The 16,904-nt window shown below is 61.9% G+C and carries 20 protein-coding genes; 8 read left to right on the top strand and 12 right to left on the bottom strand.

The window, feature by feature from the left end; all coding sequences use genetic code 11:
• From BG842_RS01375 to BG842_RS01360, 4 genes are all read right to left on the bottom strand, one after another.
• Positions 1-269: twin-arginine translocation signal domain-containing protein (locus BG842_RS01375; protein WP_139135978.1), on the bottom strand; the 269-nt coding region annotated here is incomplete at its 3' end.
• 85 nt (positions 270-354) lie between these two features.
• A complete protein-coding gene (gene phnE / locus BG842_RS01370) occupies positions 355-1,368 on the bottom strand; it encodes a phosphonate ABC transporter, permease protein PhnE (RefSeq protein WP_083252385.1) in 1,014 nt (337 codons plus the stop codon).
• A complete protein-coding gene (locus BG842_RS01365; RefSeq protein WP_069449377.1) occupies positions 1,365-2,120 on the bottom strand; it encodes a phosphonate ABC transporter ATP-binding protein in 756 nt (251 codons plus the stop codon). Before BG842_RS01365 ends, phnE begins: the two co-directional genes overlap by 4 nt.
• A 101-nt stretch (positions 2,121-2,221) precedes the next feature.
• A complete protein-coding gene (locus BG842_RS01360) occupies positions 2,222-3,262 on the bottom strand; it encodes a phosphate/phosphite/phosphonate ABC transporter substrate-binding protein (protein WP_069449376.1) in 1,041 nt (346 codons plus the stop codon).
• Between the two features lie 148 nt (positions 3,263-3,410).
• On the opposite strand from BG842_RS01360, the gene hisH reads away from it, so the two are divergent.
• Positions 3,411-4,070 (top strand): imidazole glycerol phosphate synthase subunit HisH, encoded by a 660-nt coding sequence (hisH, locus tag BG842_RS01355; RefSeq protein ID WP_069449375.1) that lies wholly within the window; start codon positions 3,411-3,413, stop codon positions 4,068-4,070.
• Positions 4,071-4,076: 6 nt separating this feature from the next.
• On the opposite strand, the gene BG842_RS01350 is transcribed toward hisH, so the two are convergent.
• The gene (locus BG842_RS01350) at positions 4,077-4,421 is read right to left on the bottom strand and encodes a hypothetical protein (protein WP_175424052.1); all 345 of its coding nucleotides are present in this window, start codon (positions 4,419-4,421) and stop codon (positions 4,077-4,079) included.
• A gap of 168 nt (positions 4,422-4,589) precedes the next feature.
• Between BG842_RS01350 and BG842_RS01345 the strand changes: the two genes are divergently transcribed.
• From BG842_RS01345 to BG842_RS01335, 3 genes are read left to right on the top strand one after another with little or no spacing between them, the layout of a single operon-like run.
• Positions 4,590-5,696 (top strand): tRNA (guanine(26)-N(2))-dimethyltransferase, encoded by a 1,107-nt coding sequence (locus BG842_RS01345; RefSeq protein ID WP_069449373.1) that lies wholly within the window; start codon positions 4,590-4,592, stop codon positions 5,694-5,696.
• 53 nt (positions 5,697-5,749) lie between these two features.
• Positions 5,750-6,976 (top strand): YihY/virulence factor BrkB family protein, encoded by a 1,227-nt coding sequence (locus tag BG842_RS01340; protein WP_254662817.1) that lies wholly within the window; start codon positions 5,750-5,752, stop codon positions 6,974-6,976.
• 2 nt (positions 6,977-6,978) lie between these two features.
• Positions 6,979-7,824, top strand: a complete 846-nt coding sequence (locus tag BG842_RS01335; RefSeq protein ID WP_254662816.1) for a phosphatase PAP2 family protein — start codon at positions 6,979-6,981, stop codon at positions 7,822-7,824.
• Here BG842_RS01335 and glnA read toward each other — a convergent pair.
• Positions 7,821-9,191, bottom strand: coding sequence for a type I glutamate--ammonia ligase (gene glnA / locus BG842_RS01330; protein ID WP_069449371.1), 1,371 nt, complete (start codon positions 9,189-9,191; stop codon positions 7,821-7,823). The two genes, BG842_RS01335 and glnA, sit on opposite strands and share 4 nt — an antisense overlap.
• A 124-nt stretch (positions 9,192-9,315) precedes the next feature.
• Between glnA and lrp the strand changes: the two genes are divergently transcribed.
• From lrp to BG842_RS01315, 3 genes are all read left to right on the top strand, one after another.
• Positions 9,316-9,774 (top strand): HTH-type transcriptional regulator Lrp, encoded by a 459-nt coding sequence (lrp, locus tag BG842_RS01325; RefSeq protein ID WP_007976550.1) that lies wholly within the window; start codon positions 9,316-9,318, stop codon positions 9,772-9,774.
• A gap of 41 nt (positions 9,775-9,815) precedes the next feature.
• Positions 9,816-10,472 carry a helix-turn-helix domain-containing protein gene (locus tag BG842_RS01320; protein ID WP_069449370.1) on the top strand — a complete coding sequence of 219 codons (657 nt, stop codon included), beginning with the start codon at positions 9,816-9,818 and terminating at the stop codon, positions 10,470-10,472.
• Between the two features lie 124 nt (positions 10,473-10,596).
• Complete coding sequence (locus BG842_RS01315) at positions 10,597-10,926, top strand: helix-turn-helix transcriptional regulator (RefSeq protein ID WP_069449369.1); 330 nt, start codon at positions 10,597-10,599, stop codon at positions 10,924-10,926.
• Between the two features lie 230 nt (positions 10,927-11,156).
• Here the strand turns inward: BG842_RS01315 and thsA are convergent, their stop codons facing one another.
• The 6 genes from thsA to eif1A all read right to left on the bottom strand — a co-directional run bounded on the left by thsA (position 11,157) and on the right by eif1A (position 16,298).
• Positions 11,157-12,824 (bottom strand): thermosome subunit alpha, encoded by a 1,668-nt coding sequence (gene thsA, locus BG842_RS01310; RefSeq protein ID WP_069449368.1) that lies wholly within the window; start codon positions 12,822-12,824, stop codon positions 11,157-11,159.
• A 142-nt stretch (positions 12,825-12,966) separates the two neighbouring features.
• Positions 12,967-13,515, bottom strand: a complete 549-nt coding sequence (locus BG842_RS01305; protein WP_007976543.1) for a pre-rRNA-processing protein PNO1 — start codon at positions 13,513-13,515, stop codon at positions 12,967-12,969.
• Positions 13,516-13,772: 257 nt separating this feature from the next.
• Entirely contained in the window at positions 13,773-14,063 is a 291-nt protein-coding gene (locus BG842_RS30825) for an N-acetyltransferase (protein WP_254662815.1), read from the bottom strand.
• Between the two features lie 236 nt (positions 14,064-14,299).
• Positions 14,300-15,166, bottom strand: a complete 867-nt coding sequence (rio1, locus tag BG842_RS01295) for a serine/threonine-protein kinase Rio1 (RefSeq protein WP_069449367.1) — start codon at positions 15,164-15,166, stop codon at positions 14,300-14,302.
• A gap of 46 nt (positions 15,167-15,212) precedes the next feature.
• Positions 15,213-15,872 carry a nitroreductase family protein gene (locus BG842_RS01290; RefSeq protein WP_069449366.1) on the bottom strand — a complete coding sequence of 220 codons (660 nt, stop codon included), beginning with the start codon at positions 15,870-15,872 and terminating at the stop codon, positions 15,213-15,215.
• A 141-nt stretch (positions 15,873-16,013) separates the two neighbouring features.
• Complete coding sequence (gene eif1A / locus BG842_RS01285) at positions 16,014-16,298, bottom strand: translation initiation factor eIF-1A (RefSeq protein WP_069449365.1); 285 nt, start codon at positions 16,296-16,298, stop codon at positions 16,014-16,016.
• A 167-nt stretch (positions 16,299-16,465) separates the two neighbouring features.
• Here eif1A and BG842_RS01280 point away from each other — a divergent pair, with 167 nt between their 5' ends.
• On the top strand, positions 16,466-16,666 hold the full coding sequence (locus BG842_RS01280) for a hypothetical protein (RefSeq protein ID WP_007976538.1): 201 nt from the start codon (positions 16,466-16,468) through the stop codon (positions 16,664-16,666).
• The last annotated feature ends 238 nt before the right edge of the window (positions 16,667-16,904 follow it).

The raw sequence follows: 16,904 nt of genomic DNA, 5'->3' as shown, positions 1-16,904 counted from the left end.
AACTGGTACGTGGTCGATTCGGTCGAATCGGAGATGACGATGACCACGGCGATTCCGTCGGCGACGGTAATGGGATACGCGGCTTCGTACCGGGAGTCGGAGTCCTCCGGCGATTCGGGGACTGTCCACGCCGGTTTCGGCGCGTCGTCCGAGAACGCCGTCGTTCCGGTCGTCGTGGTCGTCGCACCGCCGACGCCGACCGTCGCGCCGAGCGTTCCCGTCGTCGTCAAGAATCCACGTCTGGAGAGCGAGGAGGGCGAGGGATTCATACTCGAAGCCACTGCGTGGAGTTATTTATAGTTGGAGATATGGAACGAAACGACACCGGGTCGGACGAGACGCGGGTCGAACCCGTTACTTCCACGCGGATTGGCCCAGTCGCTCCGGGACGCCACGGAGGAGGTCGAGAAAGTGCGTGACGAGTCCGCGACCCTCGTCGTTACCGCGGAGGTACGAACGGGTCCGCTGGCTGAGCATCTCGACGCTCACCACGAGGAGGAAGATGACGATGATGGTCGCCATCATGTTCGTGTACGCGAACAGCCCTTGCTGGGTGTTGAGGATGCCGCCGATACCGCCAGCACCGATGAGACCCATCGTCACCGCGACGCGGACGTTGATTTCGAGGATGTACATCGTCCACGCGATGAATGGGGTGAACACCTGACTGAGCATCCCGAACACGATTGTCTGCGGACCGCTCGCGCCGGTACTCTCGATGGCCTCGATTGGACCCTCATCGACCTCTTCGAGTTCGTCGGTGAACAGTCGGCCGAGGTTTCCGATGGTGTCGGTTCCGATGGCCAGCGTCGCCGTGAAGGGCGTCAACCCGCCGAGCGGGATGTAGATGAGCGCCCAGACGAGCGCCGGGATGGACCGGATGGTGCTCATGACGCCGCGGAAGAGGAAGTTGAACGGGAACGGCGTCACGCGCTCGCTCCCCAAGACGCCGAACATGAGCGCGCCGGGGATGCCGAGGACCGTCCCGGCGAACCCGATGGAGAGCGTCGTCAGCGCGGCATCGACGAACGAGAGGCCGTTCTCCTGTGGCTGTTCGACCAGAATGAAGTGCGCGTACGCCCCGAAGTCGATGAACGGAATCGTCCCGAAGTACGTCGTCATCGGGAAGAAGTCACCGAGCGCGTCCTCGAACACGGGCATGTACTTGACGAGTTCACTCACGGAGAAGCCGACTTGACCGAGGGCGAAGCGAAACAGAAAGGCGAACATGACGAGCGCCACGAGCGAACCGAGTCGTCGAATCGTCTTGGCCCGCTTCAGTTCCGTCAGCCGTCGTTCGACGGCCCCGGTACCCGCTTGGCTGAAGCCGAAGTACGTTCGAACCCATTCGCCACGGCCGTCGCTCATGCCGTCACCTCCGCGTCGCCGCGGATCGCTTCGGTCTGGATGTTACCGTAGATTTCGTCAACCACGTCGATGGTGAAGTCCTCGCGGTAGCCGTCGAAGACGAGTTTCCCGTCCTTCATGCCCAGGAACCGGTCGCCGAACTCGCGGGCGAGGTTCACCTGATGGAGGCTCGCAACGGTCGTGAGGTTTCGCTCGCTCGCCGCCCCTCGGATGTATCCCATCACGCTCTCCGCGCTGGCGGGGTCGAGGCTCGCGACCGGTTCGTCCGCGAGCAGGAGGTTCGGTTGTTGAACCAGTGCGCGGGCGATACCGACCCGTTGCTGTTGTCCCCCGCTCATGCGACCCGCTTGCTGTCCCGCTTCGTCGAGCAACCCGACCGTCTTGAGCGCGTCGAGCGCCTCGCGTTTGTCGCCCGGCGCGTTCATCTGCAACAGGCTCCGGAAGAACGGCGTGCGGTGGAGCGACCCGGTGAGCGCGTTCGCGTACGCGCTGAGCTGTTCGATGAGGTAGTGTTGCTGGAAAATCATAGCCACGTCGTCGCGCGGGCCGGTTATCTCTTCACCGTCGATGGCAACAGTCCCGTCCGTCGGTTTCGTCAATCCGTTCAGACAGCGAAGGAGGGTTGATTTCCCTGCACCCGACTCGCCGAGGAGGACGACGAACTCGCCGTCGGGAATCTCGAACGAGACGTCTTCGAGGGCTTGTACGTCGCCGTATGATTTACTGAGGTTCTCTACTTTGATTGTGCTCATGTGCGTCTGTAGTTTGTCCTCCGGGCCGTATCGCCCGGTTAACCGTCCGTTTGAATATAGAAAGAAGTCAAATACTAAAACGATACGAAAAAATCGTTCGCTTAGTTGTTACCGAACTCCAAACCGAGTTCCTCTTTGACCTCTCGAACGGGTTTGTAGTCGCTCGCGTCGCCCTTCTGAAGACCGGTGAACCAGAGTTCCTCGTCGCCGCTCGCGTCGCCTTTGAGGTCGTCCTCGGTCGCGTCGATGAGCGCCTGCTGGATCTCCTCGCGTTTCGGCGAGTCCCAGTTCGAGCGAGCGAGGATGGGGGCACGCGGAATGGGCTGGGACGCCTTCAGCAGGTTCAGTTTGGGGTCCTCGCTTCCGGCACCGTCGTACTCCGAGGACTGGTCCTTGAACCGCTTCGGGAACTGGTCCTTCGGAATGTGCGGTGCGGAGACGAACGCACCCGAACCGGCGGCGGCCACGTCCGGTCGGTTCATCATCTGCTTGACGGCGGTGTCGTGGTCACCCGCCCACTGTCCGGTGAAGCCTTTGGACTTTCCTTCCGGGGCGTTGCCGATGTCGAGTCCGGCCTGCTTCAGCATGTACAGCGGGAACAGCGACCCGCTGGTCGAGAGCTTGTCGGCGAACGTGACGGTCTCGCCCTTGAGGTCGGACAGTTTGCTGATGCCGCTGTCCGTCGTGGTCGAGAGGAGCGAGAAGTACTTCGCCGAACCGTAGGCGACGCGGATGCCAACGACGTCCGTGACGTTCTCGTCGTCCCCGACGACGGCGAGTGTGGGCGACGCGTCCGCGAGGTCGCCGCGGCCGCCTTTGAGCGCCTGAAACACTGCCGGGTAACTCGATGCCTTCTGTGACTCGATGGTGACGCCGGTTTCGGATTCGAGGTAGTTGAACAACGGCTGGTACTGCTTTTTGACGTTGACGGACGACTCCGCCGGGGTAAGGATGAAGTTGACGGTCTCGCCCTCGCCGCTCTTCGTCGTCGTTCCCGTCCCGGTTCCGGGCGTCGTGGATTCACCGTCCGAACTGGTCGAACCGTCCGCCCCGTCGCCCTTCGAATCGCTCGTACAACCGGCACTGACTCCGATTATTCCCGCCGCGGTCGCGAATTTTATAAACGCGCGTCGATTTACCATCTGAAATCATGTTATTCGTTCGTTAGTTATCTGTTAAATCTTCCTATTCGTCGCTTTTGAGGCATTTGTGGTAACCATAGCCTCGATGTGGCGGACATATTTCCCGGAAACACGAAACCGTTTGTAGTCCGGGACGTAACCCACACCCATGGAAGGGAACACGCACGCAAAGCAGCGGGCCGCGTCGGTCGTCGTGGTCGATTACGGCCTCGGCAACCTCCGGAGCGCGGTCAAGGGTCTCGAACGCGCGGGAGCGGACGTCGAGGTGTCCGACGACCCGGCGACGTTCGACGCGGCCGACGGCATCGTTCTGCCGGGTGTCGGCGCGTTCCGTGAGGGTGTGGAAAACGCCGGACCGTACCGCGAAGCGCTCGTCGATGCCGCCGACAGCGGGACGCCGGTGTTCGGCATCTGTCTCGGGATGCAGATGCTGTTGACGACGAGCGAGGAGGCCGAGCACGCCGGGGAAGGCGACGTTACCGGACTCGACTTGATTCCGGGGACGAACGTCAGGTTCGACGGGGACCAGAAGGTGCCACAGATGGGCTGGAACGAACTCTCCGTCCAGCGCGACCACCCGCTGGTCGATGGCGTGGACGGGGAGTACGCCTACTTCGTCCACTCCTACTACGCCGCCCCCGAGGACGACGACGCCGTGGTGGCGACGACGGACTACGGCACGGACTTTCCGAGCGTCATCGCCGACGAGTCGGGGACCGTCTTCGGCACGCAGTTCCACCCCGAGAAGAGCGGCGATACGGGGCTTCGAATCCTCGAGAACTTCGTGAATATCTGCCTCGATAGCTAAAACGGATTACAGGAACTCGCGTACGTCGGAGTACCACATGTCGTGGTGGTCCATCGCGTCGATGTGCCGGGCGATTTTGGCGGCGAGGACGTGCCAGCACAGGTCGGTCGGGTCGTCGGGGTCGAGATTGTACTCGCTGTCACGACAGGTACACCCCTCCTCCACGATGTACTCGTCCTCGAACCCGACGACGACCACGAAATCCCGGTACTCCTTTACGCGCCGTTCGGAAACGGCTTCGATGGCCTGTTTTCCCCTGTCGTCGTGCGTCGAGAGAATTCTGCCCACGATGTCGGGCGTGAGCGACCCCGCGTCGGCCAGTTCGGTTTCCCACTCCTCGACGCGGTTCACGGTATCCACTCCCCGGGAGAATGCGACCGACAGACGGAGTTCGAAACCGAGGGCACGGGCCATCGGTTCGGACGGACGAAATAAACCCGTTCCGATAGCGAGGAGGCGGTCGGGCCGCCGCGACGGCAACCCGTATCCCTTTTCGGGACGGAACGCCGACGAGCACGCATGAACGTCCGCGAAGGAGGAATCGAGGTGGAAGTTCCCGAGCAGGAGGGGGACGCCATCATCGACGACGTGTTTTTCAATCCGGTGCAGGAGTTGAACCGCGACCTGACGGTGGCCGTCCTACGAACGTACCGCGACCGCGAACCGCGGGCGGAGTACTACCTCGATGCCATGGCGGCCTCAGGGATTCGCGGCGTCCGCGCCGCCGCGAACGACTGGAACGTGACCTGCGCCGACATCGACCCGGACGCCATCGAACTCTGTCGGGAGAACTTCGAGCGCAACGACCTGCCGGGGGAGGCCGTCCACCGGAACGCCAACGCGCTCATGCACGAGGAGGTGTTCGACGTGGTGGACATCGACCCGTTCGGGACGCCGATTCCCTTCGCCGACGCCGCCTTCGCCAACACGCGCGATTTGGTTTGCGTGACGGCAACCGACACCGCGCCGCTCTGTGGCGCGCACTTCCACAGCGGCGTCCGGAAGTACAGCGCGGTGCCGCGCAACACGGACTATCACGCCGAGATGGGGGTTCGAATCCTCCTCTCCGCGCTCGCCCGCACCGCCGCCCGCTATGACAAGGGCGTCACGCCGCTCCTGACGCACGCGACGAGCCACTACGTCCGAACGTACCTCGAACTCGACGAAGGGGCGACGACGGCCAACGGAGCCATCGACGAACTCGGCCACCTCTATCACTGCGAGGACTGTCTCCACCGGGACCACGAGTACGGACTCATCGCCGACCCGCCCGAAACCTGCCCGGCGTGCGAGGGAAACCGCGTTCTCACCGCCGGTCCAGTGTGGCTCGGCCCGACCCACGACGCCGACTTCGTGGACGTCGTGCGCGAGAACGTGACCGAGGAGATGGGAACCGCGAAGAAGGCGAACAAACTTCTAACGCAACTCTCGGGCGAACTCCACCGACCGACCCACTACGACCAACACCGTCTTTGCAAGGAGTGGACGCGTTCGGCCTCGGGGATGGACGAGTTCCTGGAGCGCCTCCGGGACGCGGGCTACGACGCCTCGCGCACCCACTACGGCGGGACGACGTTCAAGACGCCCGCCAGCGTCGCCGAGATTCGGGCGGCGACGCGACCGTAGCACGGGGTCGATAGTAGCCAACGCTTTTGGTCGATTTCGTGGAAGTACCCGTCGTGACTATCGGAACGACGGCACGCGAAACCATCGACTACGCGCGCGAACAGGAGATAACGTTTCTCGCGGCGGGAATCGCGTACTACGCGTTCGTCTCCATCCTCCCGGCGCTGCTGTTGGCGCTCGCCATCGCGTCGTTCGTCGGCGGCGACGCGTTCGCCAACACCGTCGTCGGGACGGTTCAGGGTCTGCTCTCGCCGAAGGCGAAGAGCATCGTGCAGGATTCGCTCTCCAGCGCGTCCGGACGCCGGAGTGCGACCGTCGTCGGGTCGCTCGTCCTCGTCTGGAGCACGTTGCGGGTGTTCCGCGGATTAGACGAGGCGTTCTCCCGGGTCTACGGCGTGAACGTCACCGAACCGTTCATCGACACGATGACCGACGCCGCCGTCGTACTGGCGGTCATCGCGCTCGGCGTCGCCGGGGTCGCGGTGGTCAACGTCCTCCTCCCCTCGCTGTCGTGGCTTCCCTTCAGGCGGACCATCGTCTCCGTCGCGCTCCTGTTCGGGCTGATTCCGGTCTTCTTACCCCTGTACTACTTCTTTCCCGACACGGACGTGACCGTTCGGGAGGTCCTTCCGGGGACGCTGTTCGCCACGCTCGGGTGGACCGCCCTCCAAGCGATATTCGGCGTCTACGTCGATTCGACGGCCCAGTTTTCCGCCTACGGCGTCCTCGGCGGGGCGCTGTTGGTGGTCACGTGGCTCTACCTCGGCGGTATCGTCCTGCTGTTCGGAGCGGTCATCAACGCCGTTCTCGCGGGACGGCACTTCAGGAAAACTAAAGGCGTGGCAGGCACCACAGAAAGACAGCAGGGAGTCAAAGGAGAGGACATGACCGACGATACAGAGCAGTCCGCACCGGACATCCTCGAACTCCACGGCAATGTAGAGCGGCTACAGTCCGAGTTCGAGGAGTTCGAGCACGACGTCGATGAGCGCACGGTTCAGAAATCCGAGCTGGAGTCGGAGCTGAAGGGGTACGTCCGCAGACGGATGCGTCGCGGACACGCACGCGGGTGGGGTCCGTATCTCGTCCTCCTCTACGGGACGGTGATGACCCTCGGCGCGTTCCGATGGCTCGACGGTGGGTGGGCCATCGGCGCGATGATAATCGTCTGGCTTTCCACGCTGGGGCTGTACACACTCATGGTGCTCGTCGGGTTCGGCGTGAGCGCCGCCGGGGTACCGGGACGCGTCGGCGGTCGGATCAAGGACTGGCGCTCGTAGCCATGAGTCGGGGTTGGGGCGTCGTTCAATTCCTCCACAGGGCGTTGCCACACTGGGTACAGGAGGTGTTCTCCGTCGTCACGCAACTCGGAGACGCGTGGCTGTTCTTCCTCCTCGGCGCGCTCCTCTACTGGTACAGCGACGACCGCGACACGTTCGGGTTCCTCCTCGGCGCGACGCTGGGAGCGCTCTCGTTGACGCTCGCGCTGAAGGGATTCTTCGCGCTGGCACGACCCCCGGATGCGGTCCGTTTCGTCGAGGCGACGGGGTACGGTTTCCCGAGCGGTCACGCTATCGGTTCGACGGTGTTCTGGTTCCTCCTCGCGCTGTCGCTCGACCGCTGGAGCCGAGGGAAGCGGTTCGCGGCCGCGGGTGCCATGGTCGCCGTCGTCTGCCTCTCGCGGCTCGTCCTCGGCGTCCACTTCGCGGTCGATGTCGTCGCCGGGGTCGCCGTCGGAGTGGCCTACCTCGCCGTCGTGGTCTGGGGGCTGAATCGACGACCGCGGGCGGCGTTCGCCCTCGCGGTCCTCTGTGCGTTCGCGGCGTTCGCCGTCGCGGTGGTGTTGTCGCCCGTCGAAACGGCCCTCGCGGAGACCGGCCTCGTCGATGCTGTCACCGCGCTCGGCGGAACCGTCGGCGCGCTCGTGACGTGGGAACTGGTCGGTCCGCCGGACGGGACGGTCGGCAGCTGGTCGAGCGTGGTCGGACTGCTCGTCTTCGGTGGGTTATCGGTAATCGGACTGAAGGCGTCGCTACCGCTCGTCGTCGTCTTCGCCATCAATGCGGTCGTTCAGGGTGGAATCCTCGCGTATCCGAAAATAATAGGTCGAAAGGGAATTGACGCTTAGAACTTCTCCAGGTACTTCTCCTTCTCCCAGTTGGAGACGAAGACGCGGTAGTCGGCGTAGTCCGCGCGCTTGGCTTCGATGAACTTCTCGACCACGTGCTCGCCGAGGCCTTCCCTGATAACGTCGTCCTCTTCGAGCGCGTCGACCGCTTCGTCGAGGGAACCTGGGAGCGTCGTGATACCGTATTCCTCGCGCTTCTCGTCGGTGAACTCGTAGATGTCCTCGCGGACGGGTTTGCCGGGGTCGGCGTCGTTCTCGATGCCGTCGAGACCGGCCGAGATGACAGCCGCGAGCGAGAGGTAGGGGTTACACGACGGGTCGGGGCTACGGATTTCGAAGCGCGAACTCGCGCCCGCGGCGTCGGGGACGCGGATGAGCGCCGAGCGGTTAGTGTCGCTCCACGCGACGTAGACGGGCGCTTCGTAGCCGGGAACGAGGCGCTTGTAGGAGTTGACGGTCGGGTTCGTGACGGCGGTGAACGCCTCCGCGTGGTTCAGGATTCCACCCATGAACTGATAGGCCGTCTCGGAGAGGTTGAACTCGTCGTCGGGGTCGTCGAACGCGTTGCCCTCCTCGTCGAAGAGGCTGATGTGGCTGTGCATACCCGAACCGTTAATCTCGCTGATGGGTTTGGGCATGAACGTCGCGTGGATGTCGTTCTGCTCGGCGACTGCACGGACGACGGCGCGGAAGGTGGCGATGTTGTCCGCCGCCGCGAGCGCGTCCTCGTATTTGAAGTTGATCTCGTGCTGACCGTCCGCGACTTCGTGGTGGCTGGCCTCGATTTCGAAGCCCATCTCCTCCAGCGTGAAGATGATTTCGCGGCGAACGTCGCTCGCCATGTCCTTCGGCGCGAGGTCGAAGTATCCGCCGGAGTCGTGCGGGATGGTCGTCGCGTTGCCCTCCTCGTCCTTCTCGAAGAGGAAGAACTCGGGTTCGGGACCGATGCTGACCGTGTAGCCCATCTCCTCGGCCCGGGCGAGGACGCGTTTCAACACTTGACGCGGACCGCCGTCGAACGGCGTTCCGTCGGTGTTCACGACGTCACAGATGAGACGTGCGCTCGCGGAGTCGCCGTTCGAGCGCCACGGGAGGACGGCGAACGTCGACGGGTCGGGTTCGAGACGCATGTCGCTTTCCTGAATGCGAACGAACCCTTCGATGGACGAGCCGTCGAACCAGATTCCCTCTTCGAAGGCCTTTTCGACCTGATGGGCGGGAATACTAACGTTCTTCACCGTCCCCGTGATGTCGGTGAACTGGAGACGGACGAAATCGACGTTTTCCGTCTCAATCGCGTCCAAAACTTCCTGTTCCTCCGCGGATAGCCCCGTATCCTCATCAGTGGCAATATTTCCGTCTGTCATCTTTATAGACACCCTACGCAAATACATCCACCATTAAAACAGTATCGGTTGGTCAACTGTACGATTCTGGTCCAGAATTGGATATTCGTTAAATTCTAATGGGTGGAGTGAGTTGGTTGGTGTAATGACGTACGAAAATCTGGATGCGAAGCTCGTAAACGAACTACTTGGCGACGGTCGAGCGAGCCTTCGGAGCCTGGCGGAGAAACTGGACGTCTCGGTGACGACCATCTCGAATCATCTGACCCATCTCGAAGAACAGGGTGTCATTCAAGGCTACTCCCCGCGCGTCGATTACGACGCGCTGGGATACGACGTGACTGCGGTCGTCCAGCTGAAAGTCGAGGGGAACGCGCTCCCGGAAGTGACCGAACGACTGCAGGACCACGACCAGATGATAAGCGTGTACGAGGTGACGGGAGATTACGACATCATCGCCATCGGGAAGTTCACCGATACGGACGGAATGAACAAACAGATCAAGAAACTGCTCATCGACCCGGACATCAAGGAGAGCAACACGAGCGTCGTGCTCAACGCCGCGAGCGAGCACGAACAGTTCAAACTCGACGAGGACGAGTAAACGACCAATACTACTTAACCCCGGGGTGAGTCGCCTCGGTCATGAGCGTCATCGCGGAGTTCACCATCAGTGCACCGGACCTCGTACTGACAGCGACGCTCGAAGCGGTCCCGGAGATGACCGTCGAACTCGAACAGCAGATGGCGAGTCAGTCGGAAACCGCGCTCCTCATCGTCTGGGCGACGGGCGGAGACTTCGACGCGTTCGACGACGCGCTTCACCACGACCCGACGATAGAATCGCACTCTATCGTCGAGGAGTTAGACGTTCGAAAGCTGTATCGACTTCGGATGAATCGGGAGGCGCTGTTCCCGGTGTATCCGGCCTACCAGGAACTCGGTGCCGTTCCGATGGCGGGTCACGGCGCGGACGGGACGTGGACGCGGCGAGTCCGCTTCCCCGAGCGGACCGGGCTGGTCGAGTTTCAGCAGTTCTGCAACCGAAACGATATCGCATTTTCCCTCGAACGGTTGTACACGCCGGGCGACAGCGAAACGGCGTTTCAGCTCACGGAGCCACAGCGCGAAGCGCTCGTGTCGGCCCACGAGTCGGGCTACTTCGAAGTGCCACGCGACGCCACGCTCTCGGAGTTGAGTTCGACGTTGAACATCAGCAAACAGTCGGTTTCCGAGCGATTGCGGCGGGCACAATCCCGCCTCGTCGAGAACACCATTCTCGGGAAACGAAAGCAGTCATGAGATAAACTGCCTGAAATATAAGGCCAACATTCAGTTTGGTTCGCCCACATATTTCCGAGTACAAGTTTCGTGACTCGAAACACAACCGTAACGACGGATTTCCACCAATCGTAGGACCTCACGGATGCCCACCTTAGACAACATCGACACGCCCGCACCGTCCGTCATCTTCTCCACACTGGCGAGTTCGCGCCGACGACTCGTGCTTCGGGAACTCATCGAACACGGACCATCGCTCACCGTACCAACCCTCGCCGAGCGGATTTCCGACCAACAGTCGGATACCGACCAGCGGCGCGTGTTCGCCCAACTTCACCACAGCCACCTCCCGAAACTCGAAGATTCGGGGATGGTACGTATCGAGGGCGACTGCGTTACGCTCGAAGAACATGCGGATGCCATCGAACCATACCTGCTGCTGGCGGAGCGGTACGACTCGATGCACGAAAAATAACGGTTGAAACGGGCGTTTCTCTCGAAGACGGTTCGTCGGTCGGAATGGGTAAGGGGACCGTCTCACGGGCACAGCCCGTTCGACGGTAGAGGTTTCTTCGAAACCTCTCTTACATAGTCTCTGTCAGACAGAGCCTGACGGTCTATGTAAAATCGGTCGTTGACCGATTTTACATAGCCTTGGCCGAGGGAACCTCGGCCGTGCAATGAAATTTCTCCTTTCGTCGAAATTCACATTGCGCCGCCCATGCCACCCATGCCGCCCATGCCGCCCATGCCGCCGGGGGCACCGCCGGGCGCGCCGCCTTCGTCATCGTCGTCGCCGACCTTGCCGCCGGAGAGGTCACCGGCCGCGATAACGTCGTCGATGCGAAGGAGCATGACGGCCGCTTCCGTTGCGCTCTCGACCGCTTGGGTCTTCACACGGAGCGGCTCGACGACGCCGTCGTCTTTCATGTCCACGATGTCGCCAGTGTACGCGTCGAGTCCGGCGCTCTCCTCGCCGCCATCGTGTTTGCTGCGGAGGTCCACGAGCGAGTCGATGGGGTCGAGTCCAGCGTTCTCCGCGAGGGTGCGCGGGATGACTTCGAGCGTGTCGGCGAACGCTTCGACGGCCAACTGTTCGCGGCCTCCCACGCTGTCGGCGTAGTCGCGCAGGGCGAGCGCGAGTTCCGTCTCGGGGGCACCGCCGCCGGGGAGCACTTTGCCGTCTTCGAGCGTGACGCGAACGACACCGAGGCTGTCCTCGATTGCGCGCTCGACCTCATCGACGACGTGTTCCGTGCCGCCGCGGAGGATGAGGCTAACGGATTTCGCTTCTTCGACTTCCTCGACGAAGATGCGCTGGTCGCCGCCGACGTCCTTCTGTGCGACGCTTCCGGCGAACCCAAGGTCGTCTTCCGTGATGTCGTCGACGCTGTTGACGAGGGTCGCGCCGGTCGCGCGAGCCAGTTTCTGCATGTCGCTGGATTTCGCGCGGCGGACGGCGAGGATGCCTTCCTGCGCGAGGAAGTGCTGGGCCATGTCGTCGATACCGCCGTCGACGAAGACGACGTCGGCGCCGACATCGACCAAGGAATCCACCATGTCACGGAGCTGTTTTTCCTCTTGGTCGAGGAACTGCTGGAGTTGGTCGGGGTCGGTGACGTTGACTTCCGCGTCGATCTCCGTCTCCGCGATTTCGAGCGCACCGTCAACGAGGGCCACGTCGGCCTCCTCGGCGAAGTACGGCATGTTGTCGTGGACGCGCTCCTTGTCGATGATGACGCCGTCGACGAGTTCGGAGTTGTCGATGGTGCCACCGACGACCTTCTCGACTTTGATGTTGTCCGTGTCGACGTCATCTTCGTCGGCGACGCTCTGCACGGCGTTAACGACGAGGTTGGCGAGGTGGTCCTTGGCGTTTTCCGCTCCCTTGCCGGTCATCGCCGTCGAGGCGATCTTTTCGAGGTATTCGGTGTCGTCCGCGTCGACCTCGATGGCGTTGTCTTCGAGGACTTCCTTCGCCTTCTCGGCGGCCTGTCGGTACCCCTGTGCGAGAGTCGTGGCGTGGATGTCCTGTTCGAGGAGGTCCTCTGCCTTCTGAAGGAGTTCACCCGCGACGACGACGGCGCTGGTCGTTCCGTCGCCAACTTCGTCCTCCTGCGTCTGGGCGACTTCGACGATCATGTTCGCCGCCGGGTGCTCGATGTCCATCTCCTTGAGGATGGTTACGCCGTCGTTCGTGACGACGACATCGCCCATCGAATCGACGAGCATCTTGTCCATCCCTTTCGGACCGAGTGTGGTACGTACGGCCTCTGCGACCGCCTTTCCGGCGGTGATGTTCATCGATTGTGCGTCCCGTCCGGAGGTTCGCTGGCTGTCCTCGGAAAGAACGATAAGCGGCTGGTTGCCCATTGGCTGTGACATAGTCATCACGTTCGTTGATTGCGATTCTATATAAATCTTTTCTTGGCGCAGTGAGAACGTGCCACACAGGACTCTCGCAGGCGAGTGGCACAAAGTAACACAGATCGTTTATATGTGAAAAAGGAGGTCGTTATCCGCTGAACTGGTGGTATTCCATTCCTTGCCGCTTCATCTCGTTGCGTTTGCGTTCGAGGAAGGAGTACACCGACCCGTGTGGCGCGCCGTCGAGGAGCATCTCGGCGGCGCTTCGGACGGCCTCGACCTGTTGTGGTTGGCCGATGATACCGAGCGTCGTGCCGTAGATAACCACGTTCGCGCCCGTCAGTTCCTCCATCAACTGCCGCGTTCTGCCGTTCTCGCCGATGAGACGGCCCTTCTGGCGCTGAAGGTCGTTCTTGTTCCGTGCGGCGGCTTCGATATCCAGGAGGTCGAACAGCATCAGATCGTCGTCGAGGAGGACGAGGGCCTCTTCGGGTGAGAACCCGCGGCCGATCGCCTTGACGATTTCCGGCGCTTTCAACCCACGAACGGGGTCGCCAGTCTGCTCGACGCGAACGGACCCGTCGTCCGAGTCGATATCGAGACGCACCTCTGCACGGCTTTCGATTTCGCGCATCGTCTCACCACCTTGGCCGATGAGAACACCAATCCTGTCCTGCGGAATCGTCACGTGCTTCATACAAATTCTACCACGTGAGGCTGTTTAAGCCCTTCCACCTTTTCCTGCGGTCGGGAACCGAAAGCGACGCCGAACAGCGTCGCTTTCGGCCTTCCTCCCTTGCAAAAGGTGGATCAAAAGCCAGCGTCATCCCCTCTAGCGCATCGAAGACGCGCCTCCGGGGATTCCTTGGCCGGAAAATCAGAGATTTTCCGGTGGGGAAACGGGACAACGGTGGACGTCTCACCGGCTGTTTCAAGTGGTTGTCTCACCGGCCATTACGGGTCGAGTTCCGTCCGATAAACGTACTCCGGGGCGCTTCCCGCTTCGAGTTCCGAGATTTGCTCGCCGACGCGCTCGAATCCGCGCGCTTCGTAAAACCCGATTGCGCCGTCGTTTTCGGCGAAGACGGTCAGTTCGAGTGTCGTTGCACCACGGGATTCGAGTTCATCGGAGACTGTTTCGAGGAGTCGGGTTCCGACGCCGCCGTGCTGACAGTCCGGCGAGACGTACAGGGTCGAGAGGTCGGCGACCTGCGTGTCGGCAACCCCCTTTCGAATAGCCGACAACGATGTCTCCGTCCACCGCGACGAAATACGGACGGGTAGGGTCCGTGACCGCGGCCTCGACAGCATCTGGCGTGTACCACGTCGAGAGTTCGGCTTCGATGACCGTCGTCGAAAGGAAATCAGCGTACGAATCGAACCAACTCTGCCTCGCCACGCGGCGAATGTCCGGCACGTCCGTCGGACGTGCGGGACGAATCTCTATATCACCCATACGGACAGTCTTAAGGAGCGAAAAATCAGCCTTCCGACTTGGCGTTCTCCCGAATCCACGCTTCGAGTTCGTCGCCGTGCACGTCCAGTCCCTGTCGGCGGAAGAACGACGCGACGTTCGCACAGTCCCGCGTCATGAACTCGCCGCTGTTCGGATGGTGGAACGTAACGGCCTGCCCGACGTCGATGATGCAGAGTTCGCCGTCGCTGACGAGGATGTTGTACTCCGAGAGGTCGCCGTGGACGAGACCCGCGTCGAACAGTCGCCGCATGTACTCCCGGACGACTTCGAACGCCGTCTGGGGGTTTTCGAGTCGCGCGTCCGCGAGCGTCGGCGCGCGACGGCCGTCGTTGCCCATGAACTCCATCACGAGCACGTTCCGCTGGACCGCGATGGGTTCCGGGACGCGAACGCCCGCCTTCCGGGCGCGTTTGAGGTTGGCGAACTCCTTTCTAACCCACGCGAGGACGATTCGCTTTTTGTCCCCACCGAGCTCCTCGAACCGCGGGTCGCCGACGAGATACTCCCGCATGTCGCGGAAGTTGCTGGCGCTGATACGATAGATTTTGACCGCGACCTCCTCGTGTTCGTCGTCGTCGCCCAGTGCGCTGTAGACGGTGGCTTCCTTGCCCGAAGAAATCGGCCCGCCGAACGCTTGGACGTAGCCGTCCTGAACGAGTTTGTACAGCGCGGCTAGCGTGGCGTCATCGAAGACGGACTGCTCGACTTTGAACTGCTCGGAGTCCTTGATCCGTTCTCTGAACTGGTTGAACTCGCGGTCACGCCGCCGTGCGATGCGGTCCGCTTCGGTGTCGGAGACGTCTATCTCCTCCCACTCGTCGCCGGGGGCGTCCGCGTTGTCCGGGTCGAGCAATCCGTACTCCTCGTTCATCTACTCCCGACTATGTGGAGGAACCGTAAAAGGGTGGCCCGTTCGGTTAGTAGGATTCGCGGTGCAGAATTTCGTCCACGGACCGACGCGGCAGTCGGTCCGGTTCCTCGCCGCCGCTCGGTCCGACCGCGAGCAACATCACGGGAATCTCGTCGTCGGGCAGGCCGAGGAACTCCGCGATTCCTTCCTGGTCGAATCCTATCATCGGCGTCGCGGTCAGGCCGCGTGCGTGCGCGGAGAGCATGAGGTTCTCCGCGGCGAGGCTGGCGTTCCGAATCGCGTAATCCCGACCCATTCCGTCGTCGTCGTACATCTCGGCCGTCTGTGCCTTCGTCTGCTGGGCGGTTTCCTCGTCCATGCGGCCCGCGTCGACCCAATCCTCGAACACGCGGTCCGCCGTCTTGGCGTTCGTGTGGCCGACGGCGAGGATGGCCGTCCCCGCATCGCGAATGTGTTCCTGGCCGTAGGCGAGTTCGACGACTTCGTCCAGTCGTTCGTCGTCCTGCACGGCGACGAACTCCCACGGTTGGAGGTTGTACGAGGAGGGCGCGACCGCCGCGTCCTCGATGAGCGCTTCGAGCGTCTCGTCGGAGATGTCCTCCTCCGGGTCGAAATTGTGACCCGAGCGACGGGTTTGCAGTCCTTCGACGAGTTCGGGAAACTCCGCGTCGTGTGCGACGTCTTCGGCAGCGAGTTGTTCGGACATACGCGTCACAAGGAGTCGAGTATTTAACCGCACCACGGAAACGGCCGTGATTTCCGATTGGAGTGTGGTAGCAGACGACGCTGAAAACCGCTGCAGCGATCGCTCTCGGTGCACTGTCCGACTAAAACGCTCGCCGCCGAATCAGTTGATGTGACCTTCGCGTCGAAGTTGGTCCGCCTGTTGCTTGTCGTAGCGCCACGTGATGTCGGCCTTCTCGTCCTGCCAGTCCCACGGTTCGACGAGCACGATGTCGTCCTCCCGAATCCAGACGCGCTTTTGCATCTTTCCGGGGATTCGAGCGGTTCGTTCCTTGCCATCGGCACAGCGCACTTTCACCCGGTTGGCACCGAGCATGTTTGTGACTGTGGCGAATACCTCGTCGTCGTCCGGCATTCGGAGGTTTTTCCGTCCACTGCTGTCACTCATGTCTCGTCCCCACGTTCGTGTGGTATACCTTTAAATCCGCCGTCCGTGGCTTCGGTCGCACGCGCCGAACACGACGCCGAGCGGCGGGGGTACGTCGTGGAGACGAAGCTCGAGCGCTCGTCTCGCCAACTGTCGGTTTTAAGGCAGTGGCAGACGCAATCCGGCCTATGTTCGACAAACTCGGTGCGAAAGGTATCGCGGGGTTATTGGTCCTCCTCGCCGGAATCAGCGTCATCGCTATCAAGAGCGTCATTATCGCCGCCGGAATAGGCCTCGTTGTCATCGGCTTCGTTCTAGCCGCCTGGGGACTCGTTTCGGGGATGCTCTCCAGTTTCGGCATGGGCGGAATGATGGGCGGATTCGAATAATCGGACGCCATCGATTCCCGTTGAGTCAGTGAATCGCCCACGAATTTCGTCGAGAGAGCTGGTTTCGTGGGGTGTCTCTCTTCTCGAACGGTGAGGTCACGTCGGAGAAGCCAGAGAGTGGTCCGAAACGTACGCTCGATAAACTGACTTTGACGATATCAAATCCTCATCGTGACAAAAATCGGAACGGGAGTCACAGGTCGGAGGGCCGTGTGGAGGGGAATCGATAACGTCGAGC

Source organism: Haladaptatus sp. W1 (assembly GCF_001723155.1).
GTDB lineage: Archaea > Halobacteriota > Halobacteria > Halobacteriales > Haladaptataceae > Haladaptatus > Haladaptatus paucihalophilus.
Note: the sequence above shows the minus strand (reverse complement) of the source record. Positions and strands in the feature narration are given on the sequence as shown.